Here is a 578-nt window from a genome sequence, read left to right as displayed (position 1 = left end):
CGATTAATACTTTTGTAGCGATTCCCTCTATATTAATCGTTTCAGCAAATTCATCCGGGTTAAAAAAGGTAGACATATCTTTATGGAGAAAATCTTTAAAAGAATCCATTTTTTTATTCCTTCTCTGCAAGAATCTGTTCTACTTTATCTTGAAGAATAATAGCTTCAATGACGTTTTCCTTTTTATTGCCTTCCCAGTCAACACCGTGCTCTTTTGCAAACTTCTGCAATGGCTCGGCGTTGAACGCATTATCTAATTGCTTGTACAGGCTTTGGTACTCTTCATCGCTGATTTCTTCTTCAAACTCTTCTACAATGTCTTCCTGATCATCCTGAATTTCCTCTTTCTCATTCAATTCAACATCTTCAGTGATTTTGCCAACAAAAAAAGCGACCTCTAAATTTACAAGGCGCTCAGCTTCCTTTTGTGAAATTTCTTTAGCATCAATCTCTTCATTAGGCTCATAGGTCTTTCCGTTATGAGTAACTTGTTCATAAAGTTTAATCATAAGATCCCCCCTATAATACCTTGGACACAAACCAGCTATCTACTTCGTGAGGCACTGGTAGTGGCATAC

The 578-nt window shown here is 37.0% G+C and carries 1 protein-coding gene; it reads right to left on the bottom strand.

The features are described from left to right. Positions 1 to 113 precede the first annotated feature (113 nt). Complete coding sequence (locus tag ACGTN6_RS20915; protein WP_394595026.1) at positions 114 to 509, bottom strand: hypothetical protein; 396 nt, start codon at positions 507 to 509, stop codon at positions 114 to 116. Positions 510 to 578 lie beyond the last annotated feature (69 nt).

Origin of the sequence: Halomonas sp. B23F22_20 (genome assembly GCF_043496985.1) — a bacterium.
Taxonomy (GTDB): Bacteria; Pseudomonadota; Gammaproteobacteria; order Pseudomonadales; family Halomonadaceae; genus Halomonas.
Note: the sequence above shows the minus strand (reverse complement) of the source record. Positions and strands in the feature narration are given on the sequence as shown.